Below are 25411 nucleotides of genomic sequence, written 5' to 3'. Positions count from 1 at the left end.
AGGTCTCACAATGAAACCGATGAGTCCAGCTATCCCTTCGCTGCGCCTCGCGCGGGCATGGAAACGGTCAAAAGCACGGTCAATCCGATGACGAACAGCAGGGAAATCGATGCCATGCCGACACGCTGGCTGGTAAACCAGAGGGTGAAATACTGGACGAGAAGCGGCCCCATCCAGACCGTGATCGTGCCGGCAATTGCGAAGAGACCGAAGAATTCCCCACTCCGTCCGGGAGGAGCAAGGGCCACCAACATCGTCCTGCTCGATGCGATGCTGGCTGTCGCCGTAACCGCGACCACGCTGATAAGGCCGAGATAGGTCAGGTCGGAGAGGGTCTTGAAAACCAGTCCGTCCCAGACCTGGAAGTTGTCGATGAGGCCAAGGAAAAGGCTGTCCCGGGTAATGCTCAGCTGGAAGAGGCCGGTAACGACCATGGCCAGAATTTCGACCGCCAGCGCCCGCTTGACCCCGATCCGGTCTTCAAGCCATCCGCCGAAAATTCCACCGCCGAAGGCGCACGCACTGGCGAAAATGGCGTAGCACAGCATCTCGAGAAAACCCCAGCCGAGGAACAGCGCCACGTAGACTGCTCCCAGCGCAAGCAGGGCAGCCATGGCATCGGCATAGAACATGCGGGCGAGAAGGAACTTCATCAGCTCGCGATATTTCGATGCCTCGCGGACGGTTTGCCGGACGCTCCTGACCCCCTCGACCATCGCGGTACGCCAACTGGCGCCGGCAACGCCCGGATCGCGTGCATTGAGGAAGAAGGGGATCGAGAAAACTGCCAGCCAGACAGCGCAAATGGGGCCGACGAGGCGCGCATGTTCGAACTTGTCGAGGTCGATCCCGAACTGGGGCACGGGGAAGGGCCACGAAATTGTCGCAGGGAGAACGAACAGCACCGCAATCGCGATGAAAATCAGCGTCGCGGCAAGGTTTCCGAGGCCGAGGCCGAGGCCGGAAATCATCGCCAGCCGGTCGGGTGTTCCGGCGACGCTGAGCATCGAGTTGTGCGTCACTTCGGAATAGGTGAAGCTCACATAGGCGATGACCAGAAGCGCCATAATCGCAGGTGTCGACAGACCCTTACCCCCGGGCATGGCATACCACAGCAGCGCGGAGCAGATGACGATCGCTGTCACAGGCAAAGCGAGCACGATCTTTAGCCTGCCCCCGCGATCCAGTGCTGCGCCGAGAAACGGAGCAGTCAGGGCGGCTATCAGGCCTGCCCATTTCGTTACCGAGGCAATGGTCGCCTGTCCCTGCGCATTGGCCGTGTTCCGGGCGGTTTCGGGATCGAGACCGTCAAGGGCGCCGCTTGCCAGCAAGTCCGCGCCGATGATGTCGCGCGCGAAATACGGCGCGAAAATGTAGATGACGACGAGGATGTAGTAGGGGTTGCGCGCCCATTCGAAGAGAGCCCAGGCAAAGCCGGTCTTCCCCAGCGCGCCTCCGTCACCCGAAATGGGCCGCGCTACAGCGAGCGCGGGCGTATCGTCATTGATCGTTGCGTCCATCGGTCAGGTTTCTCTCTCCATGCCCGATGATCCGCCTTGGGCCGTCAGGCCGCCCGGCGACGCTCCGCATCGGTGTCGGGAGCGTCGAGGAAGTCCCTCAGTGCAGCCACGCTTTCGTCGGCGTGTGTCAGCAGGAACAGGTGACCACCGCCCTTGAATACCTCCAACCTGGCATTGGGTATGGCAGAGGCGAGAATGCGACCGTTGATGAGCGGGACGATCTGATCTTCGTCACCCATCATCACGAGCGTTTCCTTGCTCATGAAGGGCAGGGCGGGAAGGCTGGTCCAGCCGAGCATGGCCAGGAGCTGGTAGAAATAGCCGCGCGGGCTCGGCGGCTTGAGGCGCCCGATGTGGCTGTCCTTCTGGTGCTTGGCACCGTCCCGATCGACACCGCCGTAGAGCGTCTGGAAGTGCTCGTTCATGAACTTGGGGTCGATGTAGCGGCGCGGATTCGCCATTTTTGTCAGCGCTGCAGGATTGCCGGGGACCATCAGCATGCCAGCCGTCGTCGCTACGAGCACCAGCCGCCGGGTCACGCCCGGATGCTGCAGGGCGAAATGCTGCGCCATGGCACCGCCCCAGGAGACACCCATTACGTCGACGAGATCGAGGCCCAACTGGTCAAGGATTTGGCTTGCCGTCCAGCTCATCGTGAACGGATTGTAGGGCACGGTCGGATCGGGGCTTTCACCAGTTCCCGGCATGTCGAACATGACGAACCCTCGTTCGGGGAGCTGTTCGGCGAGAGGGGCAACCGCTTCGATATTCGCGCCAATCCCGTTGAAGAACAGGATCGGTGGGTGCTCCGACTTCTTGTCGAGCCGCCAGGTGGCCACTCTCAGTGTGCGACCGCCGGCCTCCATCATGCGGATCGTGGCGGTCATGGACTTGTCCTTGCGTGCGGTCACGTCGGGTGCCTTCGTAGCGATTTCAGCAGGGCTCCATAACGTAAAGACCGGGGGCGGGGTCCAGTGCCGGGAACTCCTTGTTCCCCGTTTTCGCAGGTGCCGCCTTCTTCGTTCCTGAACGGGCCTGCATCCAGTCCATCCAGTAGGGCCACCAGCTACCCGCCACTTCCTCGGTGCCCTTCAGCCATTCGTCGGCGGTTTCGGGCAGCTTTTTCTTGGCGTCGGACTGGATGTAGTACTTCGCCTTGGGGTTGCCGGGGGGGTTGAGGATCGCCTGCATGTGGCCGGAATGGCTGAGAACATAGGTCACGTCCTTCGAGCCGAACAGGCGGGTCGAGCGATAGGTGGCTTTCCACGGGGTGATATGGTCGGTGACGCCCCCAAGGATGAAGAGATCGCTCGTCACCTTGGACAGATCGACCTTGTGGTCGACCATTTCGACTTCGCCCTTCTTGGTGAAGGCGAGCGTCTCGAAGATCGTCAGGAAGTCACCCATCAGTGCGGCGGATAGGTTCGTCGCATCGGCATTCCAGAACAGCACGTCGAAGGCCGGCGGATCCTGTCCTAGCAGGTAGTTGTTGATGACGTAGTTCCAGATGAGGTCGTTCGGACGCAGCCAGGCGAAGCCGCGGGCAAGGTCATCGCCCTTGATAATGCCCTTCTTGGCGGCGCGCTGTTTGGCGAGCGCCAAGCCATTTTCGCTCACCAGCGAACCGGCCTCGATATCGTTTTGCATCGGATGCAGAACGCAGACCATGAGGGTCAGCGAACCGAGGAGGTCGTCACCGTCGGAAGCAAGCTTGCTCGCCACCATGGATGCGGTCTGACCACCCGAGCAGCCTGCCGAAACATTGACCTTCTTCGAACCCGTTATCTTGCTGACCGTCTCCATCGCGAGCCGGCACGAATTCACGTAGTCGGCCATGTCCCAATGGCCCTGTTCCTTTGACGGGTTCTTCCAGCTGATGACGAAGGTCTGGATGCCGTTGTCGAGTTGGTATTTCACCACCGATTTCTCGGGACTGAGATCGTTGATGTACATCTTGTTGATCTGCGGCGGGATCGTCAGCTGCGGGATCTCATACACCTCGTCGGTCGTCGGGGCGTAGTGGATGAGTTCCATCATCTCGGTGCGTAGGACCACGTCGCCCTTCGATGTCGCAACGTTTTCGCCGAGCTTGAAGGGCTTCTTGTCGACCTGGCTGACCATGCCCTTGTTGTGGACCATGTCGTCGTAAGCGTTCTTGAGGCCCTTGATCAGGCTGAGGCCGCCGCTCGTGATCGCCATCTTCTGGGCGGTCGGATTGCCCACGAGGGTGTTCGTCGGAGCGAGCCCATCGATGATGATATTGGAAATGAAGCGCGCCCGATCTTTCTCCAGCTCGTCGAGTTCGAGATCCTCCAGCCACTTCGCCGCACCCTTCTGGACGGCGAGATAGTACTGCATGCCGGCACGCATGAAGGGGTTGTACTGCCACGCGGGGTCCTGGAAGCGCTTGTCCTTGGGATTGGGCGCCAGATCGCTTTTGCCGGTCATGATCTTGATCATGTCCTGGCCCATCTCCTGGCCGTGCTTCATCAGTCGCTGCGGGTCTGAAGCCGTTTCACGAAGCATTACCGCGACGGCACCGAAAATGTCTTCTCGCGTGAGTCCGACGAGCGGGCCAAGAGCGCTGGTGTACTGGGCGGCTTCGTCTTCGAGCTTGGCCATTTCGCGGCTACCTCCGGTAGAAATCGGGATCTTAGATGCGACGTTTCAACGGGTAATGCTGCGGCACCGTTCCGATTGCAAGGCGAAGTCAATTGTCGCGTGCAGCAATCATGCTCTCGACGTCGACGAACTTCTCGCGAGGGGAACCGTGGCGGGCGGCGGCCTCTTCGGCCTGTTCGATCTTCTGCCAGTCTCGGAAGGTCACGACATCAATTCCGCGCGAGGTGGCAAGCTCATCGAAGCCCTCACGGCCACGCTTCCTTCCACCCGGGCCGATGTCCTGCTCAACCACGTCGATCACAGCGTATCCGTCAGGTCGGTTGGTACCGATCGTGCCGCTGGGGCCTCGCTTGGCCCATCCGACGCAATAAAGACCGGGTAGGATGCGCCCCTCGTCATTAGGAAAACGCCCTGCTCGCTCGTCGAAGGGGACGCCGTCGATCGGTGAACTGCGGTATCCGATGCAAGATACAACGAGATCGGCGGGGATAGTGTAGGTCTCGCCAGTTGAAATTGCGCGACCGGCTTCGACCTTCGTCCGCTCGACTTCGATTTCGCTTACCTTGCCACCTGTCCCGCGCAAGGAAACGGGGCTGGCAAAGAAATCGAACTCGATCGCGATCCGCTTTTCGCCATGGATACTTTCCGGGATCGCAGCAAAGTCGCGCAGCAGTGTGACCGATTTGCGCAAGCCGGGCTCGAGAATCGCATCGTCGTCGACGGGCGGTAGGTCAGCAGCATCGACATGCGGACTTGCCCGGTCGAGATGCATGAGCTCTCCCAACTCCTTCGGCGTCATCATGATCTGGTGCGGCCCGCGCCGACCGAGGATCGTGACCGTCTCGATGTTCGACCTGCACAGAGCTTCAAGCGCATGACTTACAATATCGGAGCCGTCGAATTCACAACGTTCTTTCGAAAGTATCCTTGCAACATCGAGCGCGACATTTCCCATGCCGATGACCACGGCGTTGCGTCCGGCCAGGTTGGGGTCGAGATCTGCGAATTGCGGATGCCCATTGTACCACCCGACAAAAGCGGCACTGCCGATGACATTCTCTAGGTCTGCGCCCTCGATATCTAGCTGACGATCATGCGGTGCACCGGTCGCGAAGACGATCGCATCATAGAGATCCTGAAGCTCTTTCACGGTCACATCCGTCCCGACCGCAACGTTGCCGACGAACCTGACATTGTCCGTGAGCGCGACCTTCTCGTAGCGCTTCGAAACCGCTTTGATCGACTGGTGATCGGGCGCAACGCCAGTACGGATCAGTCCATAAGGAACGGGCAGCCGGTCGAACACGTCCACCCGCACATCTTCGCCCCATTTCTTCACTGCCGCTTCGGCGGTGTAATAGCCCGCCGGACCCGAGCCGACGATTGCGATGTGACGCATCCAGGTCCTCTCCCCGAGAAGCAGTCAGGCACACAAGCACATGGCGGGCGCGGCTGGCAAGTGGGCGCGGTGGACAAGAGCCTTGAAGGTCATGGTTATGCGTTTGGAAAGGAATTCGGCCTAAGCGTCACGACATCTGAATCAATGAGCCGAATGGGATCGCCGGTTCAAATTTGAAAGAGATTGGGAATGGCAGGGTTCTTCGCGCGATCCAATCGCGCCAAAGTTCAGCAGGTCGAAAGTGCGGCGGTACAACCGATCGGAAGCGATACGCTTCGTCGCGTGGAATTGCTCGACAGTTTCGAAAACGCGGGACTTGGCTGGTTCTGGGCGACGGATGCGCAGGGTCGCCTGATCTACCTTTCTGAGAACGCCATGAACAAGCTCGGCTGCAAGGCCGAGGAAATAATCGGCACCCACCTTGCCAAATTGTTCACTCACGAGGTGGAAGAGCAGGGCGGACAGCAGCCGGAACGCCCGCTGAACTTTCTCCTCGGGGCAAGAAATTCGATTACCCAGTACCCGGTACGGCTTGCTTTGGGATCGAGCGAGATGTGGTGGGAAATTGCCGGCAAGCCGCAGTTTGACGACAACCAGGAATTCATCGGCTATCGTGGCAGCGCCAAGGACATTTCCTCGAGCTTCCAGAGCAGGCGCGATGCCGAGCGCATGGCACAATATGATTCGCTTACCGGCCTTGCCAATCGGCATCGCATGAACAAGCGCCTGGATGCGACCTTGCAGGCCTTTCGCAATTCAAAGCGCAGTTGCGCGTTGCTGATGCTCGACCTCGACCGCTTCAAGCAGGTCAACGATACGCTCGGTCACCCGGCGGGAGATGAATTGCTTCGCCAGGTTGCGGCGCGGTTAGAGAAAGTCGTCGGCGACAAGGGCGAAATCGGCCGCCTGGGTGGTGACGAATTCCAGGTCATTCTCCCAGACATGGACGACCGCGGCGATCTTGGCGAACTTTCGCAACGCATCATCCAGATGATCTCGCAGCCGTACCAAATCAACGGGTCGCGCGCGATAATCGGGACCTCTGTCGGCGTTGCGGTAGCGCCGTATGACGGGGTCGAATCCGACGAGCTGATCAAGGCGGCTGACCTTGCTCTTTATGCTGCAAAAGGTGGTGGCCGCGGGCAGTACCGCTTCTTCCACATCGACTTCACCGATGGTGCGAAGCACCGGCGCCAGATCGAAGAAGACCTGCGCGACGCGCTCGAAAACAACGAGCTGAAGATGCACTACCAGCCGATCGTCGATGCCAAGACGCACATGCTGAAATGCCTCGAGGCCCTGATGCGCTGGGAGCATCCTGAGCGTGGCTTTATCCCGCCGTCACAGTTCATCCCGGTCGCCGAAGACATCGGCACGATCAAGCATCTGGGCGAATGGGCCCTGTTGGAAACGTGCAAGCAGGCCAAGGAATGGCCGGTCGAACTGCGTGTGGCGGTGAACGTTTCCCCGATCCAGTTTGCGCGGGACGATTTCCCTGCGCTGGTGAAGTCGGTTCTGCTTGAATCGGGTCTCGAACCGCATCGCCTCGAGCTCGAAATCACCGAAAGCGTTTTCGTCGGTGACGCAGAGCGCACCCAATCCATGTTCGAGGAACTGAAGCGCATCGGCGTGCGACTGGCACTCGACGATTTTGGCACGGGATACAGCTCGCTCAGCTATTTGCAAAAGGCCCCCTTCGATAAGATCAAGATCGACCAGAGCTTCGTCCGTGGTGCTACCGAAAAGGGTAACAACAACCCGGCGATCATGAGCGCCATCGTGAGCCTTGCCGAATCCCTTGGCATGGAAACGGTCGCAGAGGGCGTCGAGACGAAGGACGAACTCAATCTCGTCACCGAGCGCGGCGCCAGCCATGTTCAGGGTTTCATCTTTTCGCAGGCGATACCGCACGAAGAACTGCTCGAGCGCCTTGAAAAGGGCGAGTTGCGCTACGAGCCGCGTGGACCCGAGCGGTTCAGGGCCGATCGCAAGTCGGTCTATCGCAAGATCAGCCTGTTCCACGATGATCACAAATACAATGTGACCCTCCGGAACCTTTCGAAGACCGGCGCCATGATCGAGGGCCTGCTGAACGTTCCCCTGGACACCAAGGTTGTGCTCAACCTTGGTGGCGGCCAGCTCGCGGTCGCCACGGTACGCCGCTCCGACAGCCATATGCAGGGGCTCGAATTCGAAACCCCGCTGATCAGCGATGGTGCCGATGGCTTGTGCACACGGCACAGGGTTTCGCCTTACCAGATTGAAGCGGCCGGCAAGCCGCTCGAGAAGCTTCCCGACGATCCCTACGAAATACTGATGGCCGAACTTCGCGCGACCGGAAGAGGCAAGTCCTTCCTGGAGGTGGATCTAAGCGCAAATCGTCGTCAAATGTGATGTGAGCCCCGTGCATTTCATCGCGGACGTTAGGGTAAAACTAACCATTCTCTACTAGTCCCGATTCATATCGACGCAGGATTTGGCGAGGCTGAACGAGCATGGGGGCTATGCCCTTCTCCGATTTCTTCAAGAGCAAGCGGGCTGGCGAAGCTTCCGTCGGTGCGTCACCGGCAGGCTTCGACAGTTCGGCTAAGGTTGCTGTTGTCGAGGAAATCGAGACCGCCGGCGCGTATGGCTTCTGGAAGACCGATAGCCAGGGGCGCATCGCCTATCTGAGCGGTTGGATCGTCGCTGCTCTAGGAGCCGATTTTTCCCATCTTGACGGACGTCCCTTCCAGCAGGCCTTCGTGCCCGTGGAAGGTGAGGCCGACGGCCGCTCGCTGGGTCTCAAGCTTGGGACGCGCAAGAGTTTCTCGAATCTCGCCGTTCAGGGCGGGGGCGAGGCAGGAAGTCTGGTGCTCCAGCTTTCGGGCCGCCCGCTGTACGATGAAGCCGGCAGTTTCCTTGGCTTCCGCGGCAGTGCTGTGGACGTGACCGAGGAATACCGCGCCGAAGAAGAAGCCAACCGCCTCGCCAAGTTCGATTCATTGACGGGTCTCGCCAACCGTCACCGGATGGAACAGCGCATCGATTCCACTCTCCACGCCTTCCGTAGCGCCAAGCGGGCGGCGGCGCTGATGATGCTCGACCTCGATCGCTTCAAGCAGGTCAATGACACGCTGGGCCATGCTGCCGGGGACCAACTGTTGCAGCAGGTCGCAGAACGCCTGCATGGTGCGATTGCTGGTCGCGGCGAAATCGGTCGCCTTGGTGGGGACGAGTTCCAGGTCCTGATCCCAGACCTCGATGATCGCGGGGAACTGGGTGAGATCGCAAAGAAGATCATCCAGATCGTATCGCAGCCTTACTCGGTGGAAGAGGGACGTTGCTCCATCGGCTGTTCGGTCGGCATTGCCGTCGCCCCCTACGACGGGGTCGAGCGCGACGAGCTAACCCGTGCTGCGGACCTTGCTCTCTATGCCTCGAAAAACGGTGGGCGCGGGCAGTTCCGCTTCTACGCCGCCGATCTCGAGCATGAAGCAACCCTGCGCAAGCGCATGGAGGAAGATCTCGCCGAGGCCATCGAGGCGGGGCATTTCACGCTCGAATACCAACCGGTTGTCTCACTGGCCGACAACCGTGTGGTCGCTCTCGAGGCCCAGTATTGCTGGGCCGACGAGGAGCGAGGGCGCGTCGAGGCCGACACCTTCCTGCCTATCGCCGAGGGCAGCCGCCTGATTGTTCCGATTGGCGAATGGGGCCTGCGGAAAGCCTGTGAGGATGCAGCCACCTGGCCTGAATCCCTGGTCGTGGCCATGCACATCAGCCCCGTGCAGTTCGATGCCAACGGCTTTGTCGAGACGGTAGAAAGCGTTCTTGAAAAGACCGGACTGGACCCGGCGCGCCTGGAACTTCGGCTTCCCGAGTCGGTTCTGCTCGGCGATGGCTCCAAGGTCGACAAGGCGATGGCCAGCCTCTTCAAGCTGGGCGTTCGATTGACGCTGGATCAGTTCGGAAGCGGGTTGTCATCGCTCAGCTACCTACGCCGCGCTCCGTTCAATGCGCTGCGCATCGGCGCCGACTTCTTCGAACCCGTCATGGGCAACGACCTCGGCGACATGGAACTCGTCCGCGCGGTTGTTGCGCTGGCAGGTGCGATGGGAATGGAAACGGTCGCCTCCGGCGTCCATGCCCTGGCCCTGATGCAGGAACTGAAGCGGCTTGGCGTCAACCAGGTTTGCGGTTTCGTCTATTCGGGCGCTCTTACCGCCGACGAAGTGGCGGAAGAGATCGCCAAGGGCGAGTGGAGGCTTGCCCCGACCGATACCGGAACTCAGCGTGCCGGTCGCCGCACAGTCTTCCGCAAGATCGGGGTCATCCACGAGGATCACTATTACGACGTTACGCTGCGCAATCTTTCACGCACGGGCGCGATGATCCAGGGGCTTGAGGACGTACCTGTCGGGACAATGTTCGTGCTCGACTTCGGACAGGGCCAGCTTGCAGTGTGCACGGTGCGCCGGACGATGGACGACACGCAGGGGCTCGAGTTCGAACAGGAACTGGTCGATGACGGGGCAGGGGGACTGTGCACCCGTCACCGCGTGAGCCCGTATGAGTTGGCAGCAGCTGGAGCACCGCTCCAGGCGCTGCCCCCGGGCAAGTACACTCTGGCGCAGGGGTTGGCCTCAGGTGGCTCATTCGCTCAGTTCAAGCTTTCGTCCAACGCGCCGAAACAGCAGGCTGCCTGAGCCTCTTATTGCTTGCTGACAGGTCGCTGCAGCGCCGCTAATGGGGCGGCGCAATGACTGACCTTTCCAAGATCCGCAACTTCTCCATCATCGCGCATATCGACCATGGCAAGTCGACGCTCGCCGACCGGCTGATCCAGCACACCGGCGGGCTGACCGAGCGCGAGATGTCCGAGCAAGTCCTTGATAACATGGACATCGAGAAGGAGCGCGGCATCACCATCAAGGCGCAGACCGTGCGCCTCGCCTACACCGCCCGCGATGGCGAGACCTATGAGCTCAACCTCATGGACACGCCCGGCCACGTCGACTTCGCGTACGAGGTCAGCCGCAGCCTCGCCGCATGCGAGGGCGCGCTGCTGGTGGTCGATGCCGCGCAAGGGGTCGAGGCGCAGACGCTCGCCAACGTCTACCAGTCGATCGAGCACGACCACGAGATCGTCCCGGTCATCAACAAGATCGACCTCCCCGCGGCCGAGCCCGAGAAGGTCAAGGCCGAGATCGAGGACATCATCGGCCTCGACGCGTCCGAAGCCGTGCTCACATCCGCGAAATCCGGCATCGGCATCGAGGAAACGCTCGAAGCCATCGTCGCCAAGATCCCCCCGCCCAAGGGCGACCGCGACGCGCCCCTGAAGGCCATGCTGGTCGACAGCTGGTACGACCCCTACCTCGGCGTGGTCATCCTCGTCCGCGTGATCGACGGCGTCATCAAGAAGGGCCTGCAGGTCAAGTTCATGCAGGGCGGCACCCAGCACCTCATCGACCGCGTCGGCGCCTTCACCCCCAAGCGCGTCGACCTGCCGGAAATCGGTCCGGGCGAGATCGGCTTCATCACCGCGCAGATCAAGGAAGTCGAACAGGCCCGCGTCGGCGACACCATCACCACGGTGAAGGGTGGGGCGACCGAGGCCCTGGCCGGCTACAAGGAAGTGCAGCCGGTGGTGTTCTGCGGCCTGTTCCCGGTCGACGCCGCCGATTTCGAGAAGCTGCGCGAGAGCATCGCCAAGCTGCGCCTCAACGACGCCAGCTTCAGCTTCGAGATGGAAAGCTCCGCCGCGCTGGGCTTCGGATTCCGCTGCGGCTTCCTCGGCCTGCTGCACCTGGAGATCATCCAGGAGCGCCTGAGCCGCGAATACGACCTCGACCTCATCACCACCGCGCCATCCGTGGAATACCGCATCCAGCTCGGCCACACGAAGAACGAGGATGCGAAGTCGATCATGCTGCACAACCCGGCCGACTGGCCGGACACCAACCGCATCGAGGTGATCGAGGAGCCGTGGATCAAGGCGGTGATCTACACGCCCGACGAATACCTCGGCTCGATCCTCAAGCTGTGCCAGGACCGTCGCGGCATCCAGACCGACCTCACCTATGTCGGTGGCCGCGCGCAGGTGACCTACGAGCTGCCGCTGAACGAGGTTGTGTTCGACTTCTATGACCGGCTGAAGAGCATCAGCCGCGGCTATGCCAGCTTCGATTACGAACAGATCGGCCTGCGCGAAGGCGACCTCGTGAAGATGAACATCCTCGTCAACAACGAGCCGGTCGACGCCCTGTCACTGATCGTCCACCGCTCCGTGGCGGAAGAGCGCGGCCGCGGCATGTGCGAGCGCCTCAAGGACCTCATCCCGCGCCACCTGTTCAAGATCCCGATCCAGGCCGCGATCGGCGGCAAGATCATTGCCCGCGAAACCATCGCCGCCCTGCGCAAGGACGTCACCGCCAAGTGCTACGGCGGCGACATCACGCGCAAGAAGAAGCTGCTGGAGAAGCAGAAGAAGGGCAAGGCGCGGATGCGCGAGTACGGCAATGTGAGCATTCCGCAGGAGGCGTTTATTGCTGCGCTGCGGATGGGGGAGGAGTGATTAGAACTCGTCTTCTAAGAGTTCTGCCATCCAATTTTTCTCGAACGCGCTTAACGCGTGAGACTGAAGGGTCGCCTCTCTGAGTCGGTACAATAATGTCTCGCGATTATCCCCGTTCCTATAGAATCTCTCAAGAATCTGAATCGGATATCCCTCCTCATCCAGATTTCGCAGCAATTCTGGACGAAACCACCGTGGCAGCTCGGCTAAGAAGAGAGAATAGTTGACGTCGTGCGACGACAATTTTCGGACAAACATTTCAACTACAGAAATTAGCTGTGGGAGCCCATACTCACAGCTTCGCAAAAACTTAAATACGTTGTCATAAGACGATGCATCGCCTTTGAAGCTGCTATCATAATCCAGCAAAAATTGTCTCAACGTCGGTTGAGCTCTTAAATTATGAATAAAATATGTAAGCTGCTTCGCACTAAAGGCACCGAAGGAACGCGGTTGTTTTACCGAACAAATCAAGTCGGACACAGCTTGTATGTCTGAATAGTCGCCACGACCGGACCAGAGCAGCGAGTTATCTCGACCGATTCTCTCGCGCACCTTTCCTCGGATATCAGCTGCGATGTCCAAACCAACAGTGGACGCTAGCCGCAATTCTGCCCCTTCCAGGCCCAAAGAGTCTTTGATAACCTCGAGGCGCTCGTCGACGGAAGAAGAGATATCCTCATCTTCAAGATGAACTACGTAATCGTCCGGTGCCGCTTCTTCGTCATCGAATAGGGTCGGAGCGACATTCATTTCTTCCGTTTCTGGAGCGGAATTAAACATAATCACTTTGCCAACGTGATGCTGACCGAGCCGTCCTGCCCGCCCCTTGATATTTGAGAAGGTAAAGAAATCGTAGGGCGAGCGATTTATATCCTTATCGAATATAAAAACTGATTTTGCAGCAGTATTTACGCCCTCAATAAGCGTAGATGTGCAAAAGAGGACGGGAAGTTCATTAGTATTGAACAAACTCACCATCTTATTTCCGATTGCCCTAGGGAGGCGACCGTGATGAACGCCAAATCCATATTCTACACTCTTCACGAGCGGATATTTTCCGCCAACGTTTGATCGTAGCCAATCGGCGAATTGGTCGCTTCGCTCTGATACCGCCATGAGTTCGGCGGCCCGTTGTGACAATTTATTCGCCCGATCTGGAGACGAAACAAAGACTAGCGATGGCCAGAACTTGTCCTCCGCCAAGCTGTCAAATAGTTGCTCCTCCTTGTCGTCGGACTTTGAAAGGTCGGTAGTGTCGACGGCGACGGTCGAAAATCTAGTTTTCAAAAAATCGAAATTCCATCTCCCCTCATGGGGAGTCGATACATTATCGATATTGGGACCGAGGAAGAAAAATTGCCTAGATCGATGCAATAACTTATAGACCGCAGCGTTTAAGGTCGCAGATCGCTCGTCTTTGCGGTTAGGGTCCAGTTTATAGAATTCGTCGACCACCGTAAGGTCGATATTTTGTAGGTCGGAGCGACTGATCAAGCGTTCCTGTGTTCCTAGGAAGATGACTTTCTCACTTTCAGGGACTTCGGAATGATGCATTACGATCGCATAATCGCGTCCGAAACGCCTCTTCAAGCGCCTTCTAAATTCATCGAGCAATGCAATTGTCGGTAGGACAATGGCTATCCTGTTGTACTTGTGGGTTGCGATGAGGGCGTCAATAATCAAGCTCTTTCCGAAACTGGTCGGAGCGCTCAATATGAGATTTCTGCCAGCTAAGAGAGTATTCAGTGCGGCTATCTGTTCTCGGTGGAAAGTGATGCCATCGAGGGAGCTCGCTGTTACGGCCTCTGATACCAAGCGATCATAAGGATCGGCACGCTCTTTATCGATATAGTTCCAGAGCCCGGTGGCTCGAGCCATTGCGCTGTAAGGCTCGTACAAATCATCAAGGTCTTGTGATCCGTAAATTATGTCAGCTAATCGAGGTACCACCGACAGGATTTCAGGATCGTCCTCGACCCCGCTTTGAAGTTCGTAAGAGACTTGCTGCATGATCGCGAAAATCTGCGCCTTCTTCTCAGGTGCTTCGCTCTCCTGAAGTGCCTTCCAATCGATTGATGCGATCGTCACGGATTCAACCCCTTCAATCGATCGTCAAAGGCTTTGGCGAGGCTCTTCTTGCACCCGAGGGGTACATAGAAGAGTGCCAGGCGTATGGATGATCCAAGGCCAGATTTCGCGAGTGACTGGGACAAGGCTTCGAGCTCCAACTTGATCGCGTCCCGGTAGGGCGGATCGATCACTTCTGCGCTTCCCGTTACATCACTATTCGATGTGATACAAATCGGGAACACCGCAGATTGGAAAAGCTTGTCTAGGGAAGTGTTGCTCGAAAAGAGAGATCGAATCTTCTCGTAGTGCGGGATATTCTTAGAAATTTGTGGCCCAAGTATCAACTTTTCGTTTTTCAAAAACCCTTGGTCGATATGTTTTCTGACTGACGCGATCGCATCTTTGAGTCCTGCATTACGGTCTTCATAAAATTTCGCCTCACCTAGCCATATCTCAGGAAAGCTGTCGGGATATCTCACATGAACACTGTCAAACGACTTCACGACTTCATTTGATGACGTGAGGTAGAATACCCTCGGGGTTATTGGAATCGTATCAAAGAATTCTCTGCATATAGCGTGAAGGGCAATTTCGCCAATTTCGCCTCTCTTCTTATAGTTTTCGCTCTTGTATACTCGCGCTGCGGCCTCACGCAGTCGCACGTACATGTTGCCGTGCGAAACGGCCAATTCGTCTTCTTTGAGTGCATAGTCTGCTAACCATTCAATGAAGTGGTCTGCAAGTTCGTTGCAACGCCAGGCTTTCAACTCGAATCCGGCACAATATGAAGAGCTGGGGAAGCCAAGCGCACTATCAGAGACAACCTCCTCCAAGAAATTCTCTGGTATGTTTTCGTAAACTTCCAAGATGATTTCTACCGCTAGGAAAAAGAAATCAGTGTAACCAGATAATTGCCAACTTCACATAGGGAAAAGAGTTATGCACAGTCACTAGTGGTCAATCACTCCCATCCCTCCTCCCTCAGCGACCGCCACTTCGGGTTCTCCTCCTCGGGCGCGGCCTTTGGGACGGATTTGCGGAAGTCGGGCGGGGGTAGGGGCATAGGCTCCTCCGCTGGCGCCGCTTTGCGCGGGCTGACGTACATCGGGTGCTCCGGGTCCTCGCTCGCGCGGTAGCCGTTCGCTTCGTCCTCGTCGCGCAGGCGGATGAACTCGGCATAGGCGGCCAGCGTGCGCGGGCTCATCGTCGCTTCCATCTGGCGGCGGAAGGCCTCGACCTTGCGTTCGATGCTGGCGCGCACCTCGGCGGGGGAGACTGCGGTCCTGGCCCGCTCGGCCGCGGCTTCCTCCTCCCACTCGCGCCGCAATTCCTTGCGCCAGCGCTTCCTGTGCCGTTCGAGGTCCATCTGGCCGACCGCGTTCATGCCTTTTGCGCGGCCTTCCGCGAACCGCTCGGGCGCGCGATTCCTCAGCATGAACATCAGCAGGCGGTCGTTGTAGGATATGCGCGTGCCGACGAGCTGGCCGTAGGAGTAGACGGGCACCTCCACCCCGTTCAATGCGCGGTCCATCGCGACGTCCTCGATCCGGCGCATCCCGAAGTCGAGCGCGGCCTCCCACGCGGCGGCGAATTCCTCGGCCCCTTCCTGGCGGCGCAGATGGTAGGCGCCGTGGGTGGAGCGGCCGACCTTGCGGCACGCGGCGGCGACGGAGCCGGTGTCCGCCAGCGCCTCGATAAAGGCGCGCTGGACCTGCGGTTTCCACCCGTTGCTGCGCTCCTTCAGGCGCGGGACGGGGGTGAAGGCGGGGAGGGTGGTGGCCGGTTTGCGAGGGGTGTCGGCGGGGTCCATGGGTGGCGCTCTCCAAGGGAAAAGGGCCGGGGCATGCCCCGACCCTTCACCGGTAGGAAAGCGCAATAGGAGAGGGTCCTTGCGCGTTCCTACAGGCCGCAGTTGTTGTACGGCGCGGTCTCGTCCACGCGGCCGGGCGTGCCCAGCGGACGGATCTGGACCGCGCTGTAGGTCGCGGTGCTCGATGCCGAGGCATTGCGGACGTAGTGCGGCCGGTTGGCAGGTTCGACGAAAGTTTCGCCGACGGAGTAGCTCTTGGTCGTGCATGTCTCCGCGTCGGTCCACAGGATCGTGCCCGACTGCACCGTGGCGATGACGATCCCGGTGTGGCTGTGCCAGCCGCTGTACCCGCCGCCCTGGACGGTCAGCTGGTCGAGGCCGACGGTGGAGTCCCCGTTGGTCATGACGTTGAGGTTCCACACCCCCGGCTTGACGCTGTTCTCGTTGGTCTTGCCGAGCTTCCCGGTCGAGATCGGGGCAGGCCCGAAACCCGAGCCCGGCGTGGCATAGGCCGGAGCAAGGCCCGAGGAGCTCAGTATCGCTCCCGAGAGAGCCAGGATCGTTGCAGTGCGCAGCGTACGGTGAAGACTTGCGGGGAGTACTCTCATGTCATCCTCCTTGATGTGTCGAAGCGACAGGCGGGCAGCATAGTTCGCGAGGACGGCGGAGGGCTTTGGGCAAGCCATTAAGAATTGCCGATTTGCTTATGAAATTCTGAAATTCGATCTATATTGCGGCGCGAAACCGGGACTTGGAGAAACCCGGATCCATGGCGCGCCGAGGGTCCACGCGCAGGTCAGGTTGCGAAGGCACCTGGGGAGGCCCTTGGGAATGGAGCACGTTCGGCTCGGCACCCGCATACTCCACCCCGACCGCCAGTTGCTGGCGGGCGACAAGCGTCTGCACCTGGGCAAGCGCGCGCTGCGCATCCTGAGCGTGCTGGCCGATGCTCGCGGCGAGGTCGTTACCAAGCGGGAACTCCTCGAAGCGGTCTGGCCCAACATCACCGTGGAGGAAAACGCGCTGCCGGTGCATGTCGTCGCGCTGCGCAAGGCGCTGGGACCCGAGGCTGTGCGGCTGGAGACGGTGCATGGCATCGGTTACCGCCTGGCAATCGACGAGCAGGTGGAGAGCCCTCCAGCTCCTGCGGCCAGACAGCCTGTAACCCTTCCGGCCCGACCGATCGCGTGGAGGATCGCCGCGCCACTTGCTGCGATCGTCATTGCGCTGGTCGTGCTCGGCTTCTCGATCATGGGGCAGGGAGAGCGTCCTATCGACATCGATGGCCCGGTCTATGTCGAGCGGCCGGAGGCCAGAGGCGGCAAGGAGGCGCAGCTGGTTGCGCTCGACATCGATGGCGCGATCAAGGATGCGATCAGTACTTCGGGCTTCGCGCTCGGCGGCCCCGACGCCGACGGCAATGTCCCGGACGATGCGACCAAGATCCTCCACACCACCCTGACGCGGTCAGGGGGCAACTACGCCGCCTATCTTTCGCTCGATGACGAGAGCAGCGGCAAGACCTTGTGGAGCCGCAGCTTCGAAGCCGATGCGAAGGATGGCCGGCGGCTGGCAGAACAGGCGGGCGCATCGGTCGCGCGGACGATTTATGCCATGCGCGAAGTCGCCCAGCAGCGCGGGCTGAGCTACGACGCGGCGACGATGGCGCTGCACCTGCGCGGTAGCGAGAGCCTGCGCAATCGCCAGCTCGACAATGACTCCGCCAGCGAGATCTTCCGCCAGGTAGTTGCGCGCTATCCCGATTCCGCACCCGCGCACGGCCTGCTCGCCGTTGCGCTCCACGTAGACACCATGGCGTCGGCCCCGGAGTTGCGGCGCGGCATCCTCGACGAAATCCGTCGCGAAGCGAACGCGGCCATCGCGATCGATCCAAAAGCGAGCGGGGCAGCCTATGATGCGCTGACGATGGTGCAGATGATCGAGAAACCGGACGATCTGACCGGATATGAAAGGTCGATCCTGCGAGGGATCGCAGCCGCGCCGGACTTCGCTTTCCTCCAGATGCGCGAATGCCGTTTCCTGTCCGAGATCGGTTTCGAGTACCGCGCTGCCGAATATTGCCGCCGGGCCACCGCGCTCCATCCCTATGCCGAGCCGATCCTGCACAGCTATGCCCGCGCCCTGGCAGCGAGCAACGATCCAAACCGGGCAGCGCAATTCATCGACCGCGCGGCCTACCTCTTTCCCGATCACGTCCATATCCAGCGTACCCGGTTCGAACTTGCCCTGTTCGGGGGAAGACGAGACCTCGCACGAAACATTCTCGACGATCCGGAAAGCCGTCCTGCCGAAATTGGTGAGGACCAGATGAATTTCTGGCGCGATTTCATCGGCAGTTACGGACAGCGGGACGGGCGGCAGGCTGAAGGGTTCGATCACCGAATTGTCGCGCTCGTCCACGATGGCGCGCTCTCGGTCGACTGGGCGGTGCTGGCGCTAACCTCGCTTGGCCGGACGCAGCGCGCTCTCGACCTGCTGACCGATCCTGCACTGGTCAGCCCGCAGAAATGGATGAATACGCAGGTCCTTTTCCAGCCTTTGTCCGAACCCTTGCGCAGTGATCCTAGGTTCTGGACCTTCGCAGCGAGGATGGGGCTCGTGCGCTACTGGCAGGAGAAGGGGGAGTGGCCGGACTTCTGCCGCCGGGAACTGACTGTGCAGGAATGCCGGACGCAGGCGAGGATTGCACAAGCCGCGCTCGCACCTGGGTGAAGGGCAGCGTCCCATCTTCAAAAACAAAGGCTTACGAAAACTGCTGCGCTTCGACCTTGCGCACCGCTTCGGTGCCCTGTTCGGCATGGAGCTTCATCTTCTCGACCGCATTGTTGCAACCCATCGCCATCATCATGACGTGCCGCTTGTACTTGGCGAGCGGCAGGGGTTCGGTGAACTGCGCGTGGACCAGCAGGGTCACGAGACAAGGACCGCCATCCTGCGGTTCGATTGTCCAGCGCTCTTCGGTCGAGACCATCTCGCCCTGCTTGGGCTCGGCCACGCTGCGGTAGGCGTAGGTTGTCAGGTCCACCGCTTCGGAGACGGTATTGAAGTAGGCGGCGTCGGGCATCTGCCTGATGACGAGCTTCCAGACCTCAGGCGATTGCGAGACCTGGGTCAGCGAATGGCCCAGCGCGCGCTTGGCATTGGTCGGACTGGCGAAATCGATCAGGCCGTAGATCCGCTCCGCCGGGGCATCGATCTCGATCTCGAAGTCGAAGGTGACGGGCCCCTCGGGCGCCATCTCCGGTTTGAACAGGTTCTTGAGCCAGCCGAACATATGCAACCTCCCGTGCCTGCGGTGAGGGTGCAGGCATGGCAAGTGCGGGTCAACACCGGGTTATCGCATCAGGGGCGAACCTGCCCGCTACCATGGACGAGGTATTTGAAGCTCGTCAGCTGTTCGAGGCCGACGGGGCCGCGAGCGTGCATCTTGCCGGTGGCGATGCCGATTTCCGCGCCCATGCCGAACTCGCCCCCGTCGGCGAACTGGGTCGAGGCATTGTGCATGACGATGGCGCTGTCGATTGCAGTCATGAAGCGGCGGGCGGCCTCGGCATTCTCGGCCATGATGGCGTCGGTATGGTGGCTCGAGTGTTCGTCCACCCAGGCGATGGCTTCATCAAGTCCGCCGACCACTTTCACCGAGGCGATGCTGTCGAGATATTCGGTATCCCAGTCGGCCTCGGTCGCGGGTCGGATGTGCGTGTCGATCGCGACAGCCTCGGCATCGCCGCGCAATTCGCAGTCGGCGCCCATGATGGCGGTCAGGCGCGGGATGAAGTCGGGCGCCACCGCGCGGTCGACGACGATGCTTTCCAGCGAACCGCACACGCCCGTGCGCCGCAGCTTGGCGTTGCGAATGACAGTGGCCGCCTCGTCGAGATCGGCGCTTTCGTGGACGTAGGTGTGGCAGTTACCGTCGAGGTGGAGGAGGGTTGGGACCCTGGCCTTGTCGCGCACCAGTTCGACGAGCCCGCGCCCGCCGCGCGGGATGACGAGGTCGATGTGCTCGACATCTTCCAGCAATGCCGCCACCGCCTCGCGGTCGGGCGTCTGGATCGCCTGCACGGCATCGGCAGATAGCCCGGCTGCCTCGAGCCCTGCCTGCATCGCGCCCACGATCACGCGGGTCGAATGGCGGCTTTCCGAACCGCCGCGCAGGATCACGGCATTGCCGCTCTTGAGGCATAGCGCGCTGGCGTCGGCACCGACATTCGGGCGGCTTTCGTAGATCATGCCGATCACGCCGATGGGCACGGCGACACGCTCGATGACGAGGCCGTTGGGCCGCTCCGTCGTCGCCAGCACGCGGCCGACGGGATCGGGCAGGGCGGCAATGTCCTCGAGAGCCCTCGCCATGTCCTCGATCCGCTCGGGAGTCAGGCGCAGGCGGTCGATGAAGCTGTCGGGCTTGCTGTCCTTGACGCTGTCGACATCGCGCGCATTGGCTTCGAGTAGCTCAGCCTCGCGGCTGCGCAGCGCAGCGGCAGCGGCAAGCAGCGCGCGGTTCTTCGCCTCGGTCGACGCGCCGGCAAGGCTGCGCGCGGCCTTGCGCGCGCGGCTGCCCAGTTCGTGGACGTGGATGCGGGGGTCTTGTGTCTGGTCAGTCATGTTATCAGCGCAATTCTACCGCACGATTGTATGCCGCTTGCAAGGTTTCGCGAAGTCGTTCCGTGAGCCCCGCGTCGCCGTTGAGGGCATCGAGCCCGGCGGCGGTCGTTCCGGCCTTGCTGGTGACCGAATTGCGCAGTTCCTCGAGATCGGGCGCATCCGGCTGCAGTGCCATCGCAATCGCGCCGTCCATCGTGCCGAGCACCATGGCTCGCGCATCCTCGGGCGGGAAGCCGAGAGCGATGGCGGCCTCGACATAGGCACGAGCGATTTCGAAGACGTAACCGGGGCCGGACCCGGACACCGCGGTGACGCGGTCGATCATGTCCTCGTTCTCCAGCACGACCGCTGTCCCCGTCCGCTTCATCATGGCAGTGGCGTGGGCGAGGGGGGCACCTTCCGCGCCCGGGCCTGCGAACAGCCCGCTCACGCCCTTGCCGACAGCGGAAGGAAGGTTGGGCATGACCCGCACCACCGGAGCGCCGCCCATCAGGCGCGAGAGGCGCTCGATCGAACAGCCCGCCGCGATCGACAGGACATAGCCGCCTTCGCCCAGCATCTCTGCATAGGCTGGCAGGATTTCATCCACCATCTGCGGCTTGATCGCGACGATCACGACGTTGAAGGCCTCGCCTGCGATTTCCGATGCGTCGCGGAGCAGCCGTGCGCCCTCGGGCGCGGTGTCGAGCGCCGGATCGACGATCGTGAAACGCTCGCCTCCGTGCATCCAGTGCGACACGAGTGCGCCGCCCATCTTGCCGCAGCCGATCATCAGGATGTTGGAGAAGGGAATTGTCGTTCGCCCGGATGTTGAGTGGAATGGCACGGGTGTTCGGGATCGCCCGGCCATCGGGCAAGCAATTTTTTTCTCACGCCCTTGAAACCGGATCGCTTCGCTCGCATTTAATCACTGCGGACCGGGCCCCTCTGGCGCGTGCGTTTTCGGACCACGCGTGATGTCGGACCGCATCGGACATGCCGATGCGAGCTGACGGGCCCTCTTCCCTCCCCCCCAAGCTCGAAAGCCCCGCATCGGCAGTCCGATCAACGCTAGCCCCCGTTGACGGAGACTACGATGACGGCCCGAGTATTCAGACTTACCCAGATCCACCAACGTATCGACGAGCGCCTGCGCTTGGAGTTGCGCAAGCGGCGTCCCGACTGGGCGGAGCTATCCCGGCTCAAGAAGATGAAACTGCGCGTGAAGGACGCGCTCCATCGGATCGCGAGGCGCGGGAAGACGGCCTGAAGGCGTCTTTCCGTCCCCGCTGCCGCGGCGGTGCGCTGCCCCCATCACGCGCCGCCGCGGTTTCCCGTGCCTGAGCGGCAAAGCGCTCGACTTTACCGGATAGCTCCATGATCGAATTCCTGACCGCCGACTGGCTCGGCACACCTGCCTGGTTCTGGGTGGCATTCCTGGCCATCGTCGCCATCCTCACCGCATTCGACCTCGGCGTCCTCCACAAGGAGGACCGCGAGATGGGTATCGCAGAGAGCCTGAAGCTGTCGGCGTTTTACATCGGTGTAGCCATGCTGTTCGGCGGCTGGGTCTGGCTCGAACGCGGCGGAGAGGCGGGCATGGCCTACTTCACCGGCTTCTTCATCGAGAAGGCACTGTCGATCGACAACGTCTTCGTGATCAGCCTGATCTTCACCTATTTCGCCATTCCCGCGAAATACCAGTACCGTGCGCTTCTCTGGGGCATCATGGCGGTGATCGTGTTGCGCGGCCTGATGATAGCCGGCGGTGCAGCGCTGCTGGCCGAGGCCTACTGGGTCCTCTACCTCTTCGCCGCATTTCTCGTGTTCACCGGCATCAAGATGTTTTTCGCCGGCGACCAGCCGATGGACGTCGGCAACAATGCGGCGGTGAAGTGGATATCGAGCCACATGCGGGTCACGCCGCAGCTGCACGACCAGCATTTCTTCGTGAAGGTTCCCGACGAGAAGACGGGCAAGCTGGTCCGCGCGGCAACACCCTTGTTCCTGGCGCTGGTGGTCATCAACCTCGCCGACCTCGTCTTCGCGGTCGACAGCGTGCCGGCGATCTTTGCGATCACCACCGACACCTTCATCGTCTACACCAGCAACATCTTCGCGATCCTCGGCCTGCGAGCACTCTATTTCGCGCTCGCGGCGATGGTGCACCGCTTCCACTACCTGAAGTACGCACTGGCCGCAGTGCTGGTGTTCATCGGATCGAAGATCTTCGTCAGCGATTTCCTGCTCGGCGGGGACAAGTTCCCCGCATGGATCAGCCTCGGCGTCACTGCTGCGCTAATCGCGACTGGCGTGGGCTATTCGCTGTGGAAGACGAAGGGACAGGCAGAGGCCGACTGGCCGGCACCGGCGCCTTAGGGCGCCGGGCTGGCATCAGGCAGCGGTGTTGCCGTTGCTCATCGTGGTGCCGATCTTGTTCATCGTCGTCGACAGCTCGTTGCCGACCGCCTGAAGCGAGGCAATGGCGGCGATCGCGATGAGCGCGACCAGCAGTCCGTATTCGATTGCGGTGGCACCGCTTTCGTCGCTTGCAAGGTTTCGTATCAGCTTCATGTCCGTCCCGACCTATGACTATGACGAATATGGGATAGCGACGCTGGGTTAGCCCGCGCTTGCCGCATGTGGTTAAGATGGGGTTACCGCCACGGCCGGTCGCGATGCAGGGGACAGAGCGGCGAACTTCACTTGGCGTTCAGCAGGGCGCTGGTTATAGGCTCGGCGCATGACGACGCCTTCGCATTCCAAGAGCAAGCTCTTTCTCGCCGCGGCCGTGGCCGGTGCCAGCCTTCTTACCGCCGGTTGTGCAAGTCGCGGGGGCGGAGATGACATCAAGAATACGGCCTATGTCGCGCGCGATGTCGAATCGCTCTACGCCGAAGCAAAGCGTCGCCTCGATCGCGGCCAGCCGAAGATCGCGGCCAGCCTGTTCGACGAGGTCGAGCGCCAGCATCCCTATTCGCCCTGGGCCCGCCGCGCCCAGCTGATGAGCGCCTTCAGCTACTACGTCGCGGCCGACTACAACAAGTCGATCGCCGCTTCGCAGCGCTTCCTGTCGATCCACCCGGGCAACAAGGATGCGCCTTACGCCTATTACCTGATCGCGCTCAGTTACTACGAGCAGATCAGCGATGTGCAGCGCGACCAGAAGATCACCGAGCAGGCGCTGACCGCGCTGAACGAGGTGAAGCGTCGCTTCCCCTCCACCGAGTATGCTTCCGACGCCCAGCTCAAGATCGACCTCGTGCAGGACCACCTGGCAGGCAAGGAGATGGAAATCGGTCGCTATTACGAGCGCTCGGGCAAGTGGATCGCGGCGCAGATCCGCTTCCAGAACGTTGTCGACAATTTCCAGACCACCAGCCACGCGGCCGAGGCGCTTTATCGCCTGACCGAAACCAGCCTCGCGCTCGGCATTCCCAACGAAGCGGTCAAGTATGCCGCCGTTCTTGGTGCGAACTATCCCGGCAGCGAGTGGTACGAGAAGGCCTACGACCTCGTGCGCAAGCACAACGCGGGCACCAGCGCGAGCTGATCGTCGCGCGGCTCACGCCGCAGCACTGGCGTCCGTGCTGTCGATTTCCTGCATTTCCGCCTGGGCATTGATTTCCCCGGCGAAGGCCAGGCGATTGCGGCCACGGCTCTTGGCCTCATAAAGCGCGCTGTCGGCCTTGCGATAGAGATTGCGCCAGGATTCCTCGCATTCGAGGCGTCCGAAAGCGATCCCGATGCTCGCCGTCACTTGCGCCCCGTGCGGCATGGCCGAGGTGCGGATGTCCTGCAGCAAGGCAAGGCCAGCGGGACCCGAAATCAGCTCCAGTGGCCCGAACAGGGCGAATTCCTCGCCTCCCATGCGGGCAGGCATGACACCCGGCGCAGCATGGCTGCCGATGATCTCCGCGATTTCGCAAAGCACCTGGTCACCGACTTCGTGCCCGAAGCGGTCGTTGATGTATTTGAAGTGGTCGATGTCGATCAGCATCAGTCCGCAATCGCTCTGGTCGAGAGACGGCGTCTGCACCAGCTCCAGCACTGCGCGGCGGTTGGCGAGGCCGGTCAGCGCATCCGTCTGAGCCTGGTGGCGCGCCTTGTCCTGCAGCGTCAGCAACTGGATCACGCGCGCCTGCTGGCTGTCGATCATCACCATCTGGAAAACGCCAGCCATCAACAGGCTCAGCGCGGCGGCGGCCTCGGCATGGGTGCCCATGAAAATCATCAGCAAGGCAATCGGAACGAGGTCGATGAAGAGGTTGGCGACCGAGCCCAGCTTCACGCCCGACAGGCAGAAGGCCGTCGCAAGCCCGCCCATCGCGAGGATGATCGGGAAATGCAGGCGAGCCTCGACCGGCGCGACCCACCAGCTGAGGATGCACCACGTGGTGCACAGGACCGCTCCGAAGACGGAGGACACCGAGGATTCGAACATGAACTTGCGCGCGCGCCAGGGCTTTTCGGCAAATTGCCAGTCGTTGCGCAGGACCACGATCGACATGGCGCAATATGCGGCCATGATGCCGGGCAGGACATAGCGCACCACCCAGTGCGCCTCCGGTGCTCCCGCGAACATGGCGATGAGCGAATTGACGAACATCGCCTTGAACAACCACGGCGCCTTGCGCTGCAATTCGTTCGCCGCGTGGACGAAGTAATCGTCCCGTATCGCTTCCGGGAGATCGGGAATCGCCCGTTCCAGCAGTCGGTCAGTCCAGCGGCTCATACCCAATGCCCTAGCGGCAAATCGCTAAATATCCGTCAACCAATGATTTATCCCTGTTGGCAGGAACGCACGGGACGCTGACATT

20 protein-coding genes are annotated in these 25411 nt (G+C 60.8%); 7 read left to right on the top strand and 13 right to left on the bottom strand.

Going from position 1 to position 25411, the window contains the following annotated elements:
* Nucleotides 1-29 precede the first annotated feature (29 nt).
* The 4 genes from RAM60_RS06685 to RAM60_RS06670 all read right to left on the bottom strand — a co-directional run bounded on the left by RAM60_RS06685 (nucleotide 30) and on the right by RAM60_RS06670 (nucleotide 5541).
* Complete coding sequence (locus tag RAM60_RS06685) at nucleotides 30-1520, bottom strand: MFS transporter (protein ID WP_369025048.1); 1491 nt, start codon at nucleotides 1518-1520, stop codon at nucleotides 30-32.
* Between the two features lie 44 nt (nucleotides 1521-1564).
* Nucleotides 1565-2431, bottom strand: a complete 867-nt coding sequence (locus RAM60_RS06680) for an alpha/beta fold hydrolase (RefSeq protein ID WP_510640387.1) — start codon at nucleotides 2429-2431, stop codon at nucleotides 1565-1567.
* A 22-nt stretch (nucleotides 2432-2453) separates the two neighbouring features.
* Nucleotides 2454-4142: a PHA/PHB synthase family protein gene (locus RAM60_RS06675; protein ID WP_369025049.1), complete on the bottom strand. Its 1689-nt coding sequence runs from the start codon at nucleotides 4140-4142 to the stop codon at nucleotides 2454-2456.
* 88 nt (nucleotides 4143-4230) lie between these two features.
* The gene (locus RAM60_RS06670) at nucleotides 4231-5541 is read right to left on the bottom strand and encodes an FAD-dependent oxidoreductase (protein WP_369025050.1); all 1311 of its coding nucleotides are present in this window, start codon (nucleotides 5539-5541) and stop codon (nucleotides 4231-4233) included.
* Between the two features lie 189 nt (nucleotides 5542-5730).
* Here RAM60_RS06670 and RAM60_RS06665 point away from each other — a divergent pair, with 189 nt between their 5' ends.
* From RAM60_RS06665 to lepA, 3 genes are all read left to right on the top strand, one after another.
* On the top strand, nucleotides 5731-7935 hold the full coding sequence (locus tag RAM60_RS06665; RefSeq protein ID WP_369025051.1) for a putative bifunctional diguanylate cyclase/phosphodiesterase: 2205 nt from the start codon (nucleotides 5731-5733) through the stop codon (nucleotides 7933-7935).
* Nucleotides 7936-8045: 110 nt separating this feature from the next.
* Nucleotides 8046-10229: a putative bifunctional diguanylate cyclase/phosphodiesterase gene (locus RAM60_RS06660; RefSeq protein WP_510640386.1), complete on the top strand. Its 2184-nt coding sequence runs from the start codon at nucleotides 8046-8048 to the stop codon at nucleotides 10227-10229.
* Nucleotides 10230-10282: 53 nt separating this feature from the next.
* The gene (gene lepA, locus RAM60_RS06655; RefSeq protein ID WP_369025053.1) at nucleotides 10283-12100 is read left to right on the top strand and encodes a translation elongation factor 4; all 1818 of its coding nucleotides are present in this window, start codon (nucleotides 10283-10285) and stop codon (nucleotides 12098-12100) included.
* On the opposite strand, the gene RAM60_RS06650 is transcribed toward lepA, so the two are convergent.
* The 4 genes from RAM60_RS06650 to RAM60_RS06635 form a co-directional block, all read right to left on the bottom strand.
* A complete protein-coding gene (locus tag RAM60_RS06650; RefSeq protein WP_369025054.1) occupies nucleotides 12101-14191 on the bottom strand; it encodes a DEAD/DEAH box helicase in 2091 nt (696 codons plus the stop codon).
* A complete protein-coding gene (locus RAM60_RS06645; protein ID WP_369025055.1) occupies nucleotides 14188-15039 on the bottom strand; it encodes a HamA C-terminal domain-containing protein in 852 nt (283 codons plus the stop codon). Before RAM60_RS06645 ends, RAM60_RS06650 begins: the two co-directional genes overlap by 4 nt.
* Nucleotides 15040-15134: 95 nt before the next feature.
* Nucleotides 15135-15983 (bottom strand): hypothetical protein, encoded by an 849-nt coding sequence (locus RAM60_RS06640; protein WP_369025056.1) that lies wholly within the window; start codon nucleotides 15981-15983, stop codon nucleotides 15135-15137.
* 89 nt (nucleotides 15984-16072) lie between these two features.
* Complete coding sequence (locus RAM60_RS06635) at nucleotides 16073-16591, bottom strand: cupin domain-containing protein (RefSeq protein ID WP_369025057.1); 519 nt, start codon at nucleotides 16589-16591, stop codon at nucleotides 16073-16075.
* 223 nt (nucleotides 16592-16814) lie between these two features.
* Here RAM60_RS06635 and RAM60_RS06630 point away from each other — a divergent pair, with 223 nt between their 5' ends.
* Nucleotides 16815-18716 (top strand): winged helix-turn-helix domain-containing protein, encoded by a 1902-nt coding sequence (locus RAM60_RS06630; protein ID WP_369025058.1) that lies wholly within the window; start codon nucleotides 16815-16817, stop codon nucleotides 18714-18716.
* A 31-nt stretch (nucleotides 18717-18747) separates the two neighbouring features.
* Here the strand turns inward: RAM60_RS06630 and RAM60_RS06625 are convergent, their stop codons facing one another.
* From RAM60_RS06625 to RAM60_RS06615, 3 genes are all read right to left on the bottom strand, one after another.
* Nucleotides 18748-19278, bottom strand: a complete 531-nt coding sequence (locus tag RAM60_RS06625; RefSeq protein ID WP_369025059.1) for an SRPBCC family protein — start codon at nucleotides 19276-19278, stop codon at nucleotides 18748-18750.
* Between the two features lie 68 nt (nucleotides 19279-19346).
* Entirely contained in the window at nucleotides 19347-20612 is a 1266-nt protein-coding gene (locus RAM60_RS06620) for a glutamate-5-semialdehyde dehydrogenase (protein ID WP_369025060.1), read from the bottom strand.
* A 4-nt stretch (nucleotides 20613-20616) separates the two neighbouring features.
* Nucleotides 20617-21462: a pyrroline-5-carboxylate reductase family protein gene (locus RAM60_RS06615; protein ID WP_510640385.1), complete on the bottom strand. Its 846-nt coding sequence runs from the start codon at nucleotides 21460-21462 to the stop codon at nucleotides 20617-20619.
* A gap of 225 nt (nucleotides 21463-21687) precedes the next feature.
* Between RAM60_RS06615 and RAM60_RS06610 the strand changes: the two genes are divergently transcribed.
* Nucleotides 21688-21861: a DUF465 domain-containing protein gene (locus RAM60_RS06610; protein WP_200984001.1), complete on the top strand. Its 174-nt coding sequence runs from the start codon at nucleotides 21688-21690 to the stop codon at nucleotides 21859-21861.
* Between the two features lie 110 nt (nucleotides 21862-21971).
* Entirely contained in the window at nucleotides 21972-22970 is a 999-nt protein-coding gene (locus RAM60_RS06605; protein ID WP_369026126.1) for a TerC family protein, read from the top strand.
* Nucleotides 22971-22985: 15 nt separating this feature from the next.
* Here RAM60_RS06605 and RAM60_RS06600 read toward each other — a convergent pair whose 3' ends face one another.
* On the bottom strand, nucleotides 22986-23165 hold the full coding sequence (locus tag RAM60_RS06600; RefSeq protein ID WP_200984000.1) for a Flp family type IVb pilin: 180 nt from the start codon (nucleotides 23163-23165) through the stop codon (nucleotides 22986-22988).
* Nucleotides 23166-23334: 169 nt separating this feature from the next.
* On the opposite strand from RAM60_RS06600, the gene RAM60_RS06595 reads away from it, so the two are divergent.
* Nucleotides 23335-24144 carry an outer membrane protein assembly factor BamD gene (locus RAM60_RS06595; RefSeq protein WP_200983999.1) on the top strand — a complete coding sequence of 270 codons (810 nt, stop codon included), beginning with the start codon at nucleotides 23335-23337 and terminating at the stop codon, nucleotides 24142-24144.
* Between the two features lie 12 nt (nucleotides 24145-24156).
* On the opposite strand, the gene RAM60_RS06590 is transcribed toward RAM60_RS06595, so the two are convergent.
* Nucleotides 24157-25326: a GGDEF domain-containing protein gene (locus RAM60_RS06590; RefSeq protein ID WP_369025062.1), complete on the bottom strand. Its 1170-nt coding sequence runs from the start codon at nucleotides 25324-25326 to the stop codon at nucleotides 24157-24159.
* Nucleotides 25327-25411: the final 85 nt, after the last annotated feature.

This window comes from Qipengyuania sp. RANM35, from assembly GCF_041021145.2.
Classification (GTDB): Bacteria; Pseudomonadota; Alphaproteobacteria; order Sphingomonadales; family Sphingomonadaceae; genus Qipengyuania; species Qipengyuania soli.
Note: the sequence above shows the minus strand (reverse complement) of the source record. Positions and strands in the feature narration are given on the sequence as shown.

Coding starts and splice junctions, on each gene's coding strand:
- RAM60_RS06625 (WP_369025059.1), bottom strand. CDS start 19,278: ATGTTCGGCTGGCTCAAGAACCTGTTCAAACCGGAGATGGCGCCCGAG.
- RAM60_RS06685 (WP_369025048.1), bottom strand. CDS start 1,520: ATGGACGCAACGATCAATGACGATACGCCCGCGCTCGCTGTAGCGCGG.
- RAM60_RS06670 (WP_369025050.1), bottom strand. CDS start 5,541: ATGCGTCACATCGCAATCGTCGGCTCGGGTCCGGCGGGCTATTACACC.
- RAM60_RS06615 (WP_510640385.1), bottom strand. CDS start 21,462: ATGGCCGGGCGATCCCGAACACCCGTGCCATTCCACTCAACATCCGGG.
- RAM60_RS06610 (WP_200984001.1), top strand. CDS start 21,688: ATGACGGCCCGAGTATTCAGACTTACCCAGATCCACCAACGTATCGAC.
- RAM60_RS06635 (WP_369025057.1), bottom strand. CDS start 16,591: ATGAGAGTACTCCCCGCAAGTCTTCACCGTACGCTGCGCACTGCAACG.
- RAM60_RS06600 (WP_200984000.1), bottom strand. CDS start 23,165: ATGAAGCTGATACGAAACCTTGCAAGCGACGAAAGCGGTGCCACCGCA.
- RAM60_RS06620 (WP_369025060.1), bottom strand. CDS start 20,612: ATGACTGACCAGACACAAGACCCCCGCATCCACGTCCACGAACTGGGC.
- RAM60_RS06595 (WP_200983999.1), top strand. CDS start 23,335: ATGACGACGCCTTCGCATTCCAAGAGCAAGCTCTTTCTCGCCGCGGCC.
- RAM60_RS06660 (WP_510640386.1), top strand. CDS start 8,046: ATGCCCTTCTCCGATTTCTTCAAGAGCAAGCGGGCTGGCGAAGCTTCC.
- RAM60_RS06590 (WP_369025062.1), bottom strand. CDS start 25,326: ATGAGCCGCTGGACTGACCGACTGCTGGAACGGGCGATTCCCGATCTC.
- RAM60_RS06675 (WP_369025049.1), bottom strand. CDS start 4,142: ATGGCCAAGCTCGAAGACGAAGCCGCCCAGTACACCAGCGCTCTTGGC.
- RAM60_RS06630 (WP_369025058.1), top strand. CDS start 16,815: ATGGAGCACGTTCGGCTCGGCACCCGCATACTCCACCCCGACCGCCAG.
- lepA (WP_369025053.1), top strand. CDS start 10,283: ATGACTGACCTTTCCAAGATCCGCAACTTCTCCATCATCGCGCATATC.
- RAM60_RS06665 (WP_369025051.1), top strand. CDS start 5,731: ATGGCAGGGTTCTTCGCGCGATCCAATCGCGCCAAAGTTCAGCAGGTC.
- RAM60_RS06640 (WP_369025056.1), bottom strand. CDS start 15,983: ATGGACCCCGCCGACACCCCTCGCAAACCGGCCACCACCCTCCCCGCC.